We start from the raw sequence: 422 nt of genomic DNA, 5'->3' as shown, positions 1-422 counted from the left end.
AAGGTTGAGTCCGGACAATTTCATCCACACGGAAATCCGCCGGGCTCAATCCGTCCGCCTGGAGGTTGTTCAGGCTTTTGATCAACTGTGCGACATCGCTGTCGTTGGTCCACGCCGCGCGATAGGCGCGATGGGTATAAAAATCCATGACCAGACGATTGACATCCACCCGCCGATAGCGCTTTGAAGTGAGCAAGGGAGGGAATGCGGTTTTCAATGGCGCAAGCGTCGCCTGAATCGTTTGAGCGACGTTGTCGTCCGCTGCGGCATCCATCACGGCGCTCGGCGCAGTTACCGACTCAATCGGCGAAGTTTCGGCGACCGCTGCACCGCTGATCAGAAAGCCCATAAAAAATACGCGGCTTATGACGAATAACCTTGGTAATTGCACCATGGATAATCCTTAATCTCCCGCATTCACT

At 54.3% G+C, this 422-nt stretch carries 1 protein-coding gene; it reads right to left on the bottom strand.

The genetic code is table 11. The features are described from left to right. On the bottom strand, window positions 1-394 hold a 394-nt coding region (locus tag BK660_RS29980), incomplete at its 3' end, for a L,D-transpeptidase scaffold domain-containing protein (protein WP_473087016.1). Window positions 395-422 lie beyond the last annotated feature (28 nt).

Origin of the sequence: Pseudomonas brassicacearum (assembly GCF_003732265.1) — a bacterium.
Lineage (GTDB): Bacteria > Pseudomonadota > Gammaproteobacteria > Pseudomonadales > Pseudomonadaceae > Aquipseudomonas > Aquipseudomonas brassicacearum_D.
The sequence above is the reverse complement of the archived record's forward strand: the minus strand, read 5'-3'. Positions and strand labels throughout refer to the sequence as shown.